A 6,283-nucleotide genomic window follows, 5' to 3' on the forward strand; every position below is an offset into this window, starting at 1 on the left:
CGGAACCGTACGTACGGTGGTGTGAGAGGGTGATTTATTTCACCCTACTCGATTTCTTATTTTGAATATAGGCATCCATCGCTTTTGCAGCTGTTTTCCCAGCACCCATGGCCAAAATAACCGTAGCAGCACCTGTAACAGCATCTCCTCCCGCAAAGACACCTTCTCTTGTAGTAGCACCATTATCATCGGCAATTAAACAGCCTTTGCGATTTGTTTCCAATCCTTCCGTAGTGGAACGAATTAAAGGATTTGGTGAAGTTCCGATAGCCATGATCATACAATCCACATCCAAAACAAAATTACTATCCTTTATTTCTACAGGGCGTCTACGACCGCTTTCATCTGGTTCACCTAATTCCATAGATACACATTCCATACCTTTGACCCAGCCGTTTTCATCACCAAGTACACGTACAGGATTAGTTAACAATCTAAAGATAATTCCTTCTTCTTGTGCATGCTCAACTTCTTCCCTACGAGCCGGCAACTCCTCCATGCTACGACGATATACGATGGTAACTTCTTCAACTCCCAGACGTTTTGCGCAACGTGCTGCATCCATTGCCACATTACCGCCGCCGACGATGACTGCACGTTTTGGATGCTGAATTGGTGTATCAACACCTTCTTTATAAGCTTTCATTAGATTGCAGCGAGTTAAGAACTCATTTGCTGAATATACACCTTTCAGATTTTCACCTGGCATATTCATAAAGTTAGGCAAACCAGCACCGCTGCCAATAAATACCGACTCATAACCGGCTTCAAACAAATCATCCACCGATTCACTGCGCCCAATGACCATGTTTGTTTCAATATCTACGCCCATCTGCTTTAAACCATCAATTTCATTTTGTACGATTGCTTTTGGCAGACGGAATTCAGGAATACCATACATTAACACACCGCCGGCTACATGCAATGCCTCAAAAACGGATACTTGATAACCCAATTTTGCCAAATCTCCGGCACAAGTCAAGCCTGCAGGGCCAGCACCAACAACAGCAACCTTATGTCCATTGCTGGCAGGTTTTACCGCCTCATCCTTTACATGTTCGCGATGCCAATCAGCTACAAAACGCTCTAAACGTCCAATTGCTACTGCTTCACCCTTTACACCACGAACACACTTGCTTTCACACTGTGTTTCCTGTGGACAAACACGTCCGCAGACAGCAGGTAAAGAACTTGTCTGGCGGATGATCTGATACGCTTTTTCAAATTCTCCATTTTTTACTTCTTCAATGAAATCAGGAATATTGACAGCTACCGGACATCCGCTAATACATGGTTTCGTAGGACAATGCAGGCAGCGTTGTGCTTCCTCCATCGCCATTTCTTTCGTATAACCAAGGGCTACTTCATCAAAATTATTTCTTCTGACATTCCCATCCTGTGTAGGCATAGGTACTTTTGTCATTGCCATATTTGCCATATTATGCAACCCCCTTCTTCAATAGATTGCAGGCTTCTTCACGTTCTCTAGCCTCAAATTCACGATAGGTAGCACCACGTGACATCGCCTCATCGAAATCAACTTCATGACCATCAAAATCCGGACCATCTACACAAGCAAATTTGGTTTTACCACCTACACTCAGACGGCAACCACCACACATGCCTGTACCATCGATCATGATCGGATTCATGCTGACAATCGTTTTGATGTTATATTTCTTTGTTAATTCGCAAACAAATTTCATCATAATCAGTGGTCCAATTGCAATGACTTCATCAAAGGTTTCTCCCTGATTGATCAAATCTTGCAATACATTGGTAACCAGACCTTTTGTACCGGTACTGCCATCATCACTTACCAAATAAGCATGACTGCTCACCTGTTTGAATTCATCCTCCAGAATGACAAGATCTTTATTTCTAAATCCGGTAATTACCGTCACATCAGCTCCGTTCTCATGCAAGGCCTTCGCGGTTGGATACGCGATTGCACAGCCAACGCCTCCACCAATGACACAAACTTTTTTTAAGCCATCCACATGAGATGGTTTTCCTAATGGACCAACAAAATCTAAAATGCTATCTCCTTCATTCAATTCATTCAACAGCATAGTTGTTTTTCCAACAATCTGAAAAATAATTGTAATTGTTCCCTTTACACGGTCATAATCCGCAATAGTCAAAGGAATACGTTCCCCATTTTCATGCACACGCAAAATGATAAATTGACCAGCCAACGCTTTTTTAGCAACAGCTGGAGCTGCAACCACCATTTTGGTTACGGTTGGGTTCAGGTTCTCTTTCTCTACGATCTTATACATAGCTTCTCCTTCCTGAAACTTTTTCATTATTTCTGAAAAAAGTTCCAACACACCTTTTATTTTACCCTTTTTCGTTTTAATGTGCAACAGTAAAATCATAGAAAAAGAAAGGAAAAGTGGCTTCACTCTTCCTTTAAACTCTTATGCAGCATTTCAACCATATTCTTTAAATCCTTTGCGGCAACTTGTCCTGGTGCACTGGCTTTTGTTGCGGCGCCAAAGGTCATTGCAGAACCAAAGACCTCTCCACATATGCGTGAGACGATACCATCCTTCGCCATCGACATGGTGATAATTGGACGATCCGCAAATTGTTCATACATGATATTTGTTGCAGATAACAGTGTTATAACATCCGCTTTACTCTGTGGCATAACGGCCATTTTCGAAATATCCGCATCGCGTTCCTGCATTGTTTTTAGACGTGCAACAATCTCGTCACAGCTTGGTGTTTTCACGAAATCATGATTACTCATCACGATTGCCACTTGATGGTTATGAGCATCTTTAACAATGGTTTTAACTTCTTCTTCCCCAATAAACAATTCTACATCAATCAGATCCGCATCCTTACTCATGATAATATCATGATACAATGCTACATAATCTTTTTTCTGTATCGCTTTTTCGCCACCTTCCTGTTTTGTACGAAAGGTCGCTAATATCACCATATCGCCTAATGCTTCACGCAATGTATGCAGCATAGCACATGCCTTTGAATGATCCATAATATCATCAAACCAATCCATACGCCATTCTACTACATCAACATCTAATTGTTTCAATTCATCTACTTCTGATAACAGTTCTTCTTTATTTTTACCAAGAATCGGAACACAAATCTTTGGCCGTCCTTCTCCGATTACTGTCTTTCTGACCTTTACCGTTTTCATTTTTTCCTCCTATTGCATATGCTTTAAATGCCTCTAGATTATCATCTCATGAATGGAATACTTTTTAGTCCTTTATGCTTTGAATGCTTTTTATTATACCAAGAATTTCTTTATTTTGCTATTCTTTAGGTTATTTAACAATGAAACAACACCTACACACATTATGGCAATTTACCCAATAACCGTTATTGAACATTCATCATGAAGATAGATACCATCTCCTTCATGCCTGCAAGCGATATGATCGTGTAGTTAAAGAAAAATGATATAATCCTAACAATGTCGGTAATTGTATCTATGATCCTAAGACTACATCGTTTCTTATTGGCGTACCAACGATAGGATCACTCCTTTTATATAACATTGCGCATCTCACAACAACAGGCCAATCGCATGCACACAGCCATTAATCTTTTTTCATTATTTTTCATACATCATGCAAATTCATGAAAATAATTATTGCTTTTTTTGCAGAAACATTGTATTCTATAAGCAATAGGAGTGATACTCATGCATACAACAACCTACGAAACATTTTACTTTTACTTTAGATAGCCCTGAAAAAACCATGATAAATTGAATGGTTCCTTTTCAGGGCTTTAATAAAGCATCGAACAGTTATCAGACGTTGATGCTTTTTTTGTTGCACGGCATGATGTACTTCTATTCATAATCATGAGAAAGAAGAGGTAGAAAATTATGAGATATGGACTTATCGGAGAAAAACTCGGGCATAGCTTCTCAAAAGAAATTCATGAGCGCATTGCTGATTATACGTATGATCTGATTCCCCTTTCCAAAGAAGCATTTCACGCATTTATGGAAAAACGTGATTTTACCGCAATCAATGTCACGATCCCTTATAAAAAAGAAGTTATCCCCTATTTAGATGAAATTGATGAGCATGCAAAAGCTATTGGTGCTGTAAATACCATTGTGAATAAAGAAGGCAAATTGATTGGCTATAATACAGATTTCACCGGTTTTCATTACATGGTAAAAAAGCATGGTGTGCAAATGAAAGGCAAGAAGGTACTGATCATAGGCAACGGTGGAGCATCCGCAGCAATACAGGCTGTTGTGCAGCATGAACAAGCAAAACAAATGATCATTGTAGATGTGGTTGCAGGAAATGGTGCCATCACATATGATGAATGCTTTTTGCATCATCTAGATGCTGAAATTATCATTAACACCTCCCCTGTCGGCATGTATCCTCATATTGGCAATACTCCTATTGACATTACATTGTTTCACAAATGTGAAGCAGTTATGGATGTGATTTATAATCCAATTCTAACACGTTTCTGTTTAGAAGCCCAAAATGAAGGTATCAAACATGTCAACGGCTTAGAAATGCTCATTGCACAAGCAAAACAAAGCGTTGAGTATTTTCTGAACAAAACCATCGATGATGCCATCATAGATGAAATCTATCAAGATATGTTAATGAAACGCTGCAACATCGTTTTGATTGGCATGCCAAGTTCAGGAAAAACGACAATCGGTAAAATGCTAGCAAAACGGATGCAGAAAGAGTTCATTGATTTAGATGATAAGATTATTGAAAAAGCTGGTAAAAGCATTCCTGAAATTTTCACAGAAAGTGGAGAAGCTGGATTTCGCGCTATAGAAACAGAAGTTGCTATTGAGCTTGCGAAAACAAACAATAAGATTATCGCGACAGGCGGTGGCACTGTTAAGCATAAAGTGAATATGGATTACTTAAGACAAAATGGCATCACTATTTTCATTGATCGCGATGTCGATAAGTTAATTAGTGCTGACCCCAATCGTCCATTGTCAAGCAGTAAAGAAGCTTTGCATAAAATGTATACAGAGCGTATAGCGCTCTATCGAAAGTATGCAGCTTATATTGCGGTGAATAACACCGATATAGAAGAAACAGTTAGCGAAATTGAAACAGCTTATCACAGCATTCTAATCAATGCTGTAAAAGATTAATAGAAAGAGGAAAAATTTATGATTATTACATTAAAGAAAAATGCGCCTAAAGACGAGGTCAACAAACTGATTCACAACTTTGAACAAAAAGGCTTATCTGTCACGATGATTCATGGTGATAATTATAATGTCTTTGGTCTAGTTGGAGATACCTCACGAGTTGATGAAAAATTAGTAAAAGCTCACCCTTTTGTAGAAAATGTTACTCGTATTGCCGCTCCATACAAAAAAGCTAATCGCTTATTTCATCCAGCAGATACTATAGTCGATGTAGCTGGTATCAAGGTTGGCGGTAAGGAAAAAATCGTTGTGATTGGTGGACCTTGCTCAGTAGAGGGTGATAAACAAATTATGGATATTGCCAAAAGTGTGAAAGAAGCCGGTGGCTGTATGCTGCGTGGAGGTGCTTATAAGCCGCGTACCTCTCCATACGCTTTTCAAGGCATGGGGACAAAAGGCATTCAATGTATGATGCACGCAAGAGAAACATATGGCTTACCTATCGTCAGTGAGTTAATGAGTGTGGATAAGCTAGATGAATTTGTCGAAAATGTTGATTTGATTCAAATTGGTGCTCGCAACATGCAGAATTTCGATTTATTGAAAGCTGTGGGACGTGTGAAGAAACCAGTACTATTAAAACGTGGATTAGCAAATACCATTGAAGAATGGATCATGGCAGCAGAGTATATCATGTCAGAAGGAAATGAAAATGTCATCTTCTGTGAACGCGGGATTCGCACCTTTGAAACGTATACAAGAAACACCTTAGATTTATCGGTAATTCCAATTCTTAAAGAAAAAACGCATCTGCCGATTATTATTGACCCAAGTCATGCAACCGGTGATTGGAAATTAGTAGAATCTGCTTCTTTAGCAGCCATTGCCGCTGGAGCAGATGGATTGATCATCGAAGTTCATAATGATCCGGAAAATGCATGGAGCGATGGAGCGCAATCCTTAAAGCCAGAACGTTTTAAAGAAGTGATTGATAAAGGCAAAGCCATTGCCACTGTCATTGGTCGTGATATGTAACTCATACATTTTACGATCGTAAGCAAATCAAAAAAAGTCAGCTCATATATTGCATAAGATTGCAAATGAGTTGGCTTCTTTTTCGTTTACCATAACTTTCGTACTAGT

The 6,283-nt window shown here is 39.2% G+C and carries 5 protein-coding genes; 2 read left to right on the plus strand and 3 right to left on the minus strand.

The window, feature by feature from the left end; translation table 11 throughout:
* Positions 1-34 precede the first annotated feature (34 nt).
* The 3 genes from gltA to aroD form a co-directional block, all read right to left on the minus strand.
* Complete coding sequence (gene gltA / locus AC1VS3_RS12505; RefSeq protein ID WP_226897012.1) at positions 35-1,438, minus strand: NADPH-dependent glutamate synthase; 1,404 nt, start codon at positions 1,436-1,438, stop codon at positions 35-37.
* A 1-nt stretch (position 1,439) separates the two neighbouring features.
* On the minus strand, positions 1,440-2,282 hold the full coding sequence (locus AC1VS3_RS12510) for a sulfide/dihydroorotate dehydrogenase-like FAD/NAD-binding protein (protein ID WP_008688547.1): 843 nt from the start codon (positions 2,280-2,282) through the stop codon (positions 1,440-1,442).
* Between the two features lie 122 nt (positions 2,283-2,404).
* Complete coding sequence (gene aroD / locus AC1VS3_RS12515; RefSeq protein WP_008688548.1) at positions 2,405-3,175, minus strand: type I 3-dehydroquinate dehydratase; 771 nt, start codon at positions 3,173-3,175, stop codon at positions 2,405-2,407.
* Between the two features lie 699 nt (positions 3,176-3,874).
* Between aroD and AC1VS3_RS12520 the strand changes: the two genes are divergently transcribed.
* Together AC1VS3_RS12520 and aroF are read left to right on the plus strand one after the other, a co-directional pair.
* Complete coding sequence (locus AC1VS3_RS12520; RefSeq protein ID WP_008688549.1) at positions 3,875-5,140, plus strand: shikimate kinase; 1,266 nt, start codon at positions 3,875-3,877, stop codon at positions 5,138-5,140.
* Between the two features lie 18 nt (positions 5,141-5,158).
* Positions 5,159-6,175 carry a 3-deoxy-7-phosphoheptulonate synthase gene (aroF, locus tag AC1VS3_RS12525; protein WP_008688550.1) on the plus strand — a complete coding sequence of 339 codons (1,017 nt, stop codon included), beginning with the start codon at positions 5,159-5,161 and terminating at the stop codon, positions 6,173-6,175.
* Positions 6,176-6,283: the final 108 nt, after the last annotated feature.

The organism is Longicatena sp. (assembly GCF_982403165.1).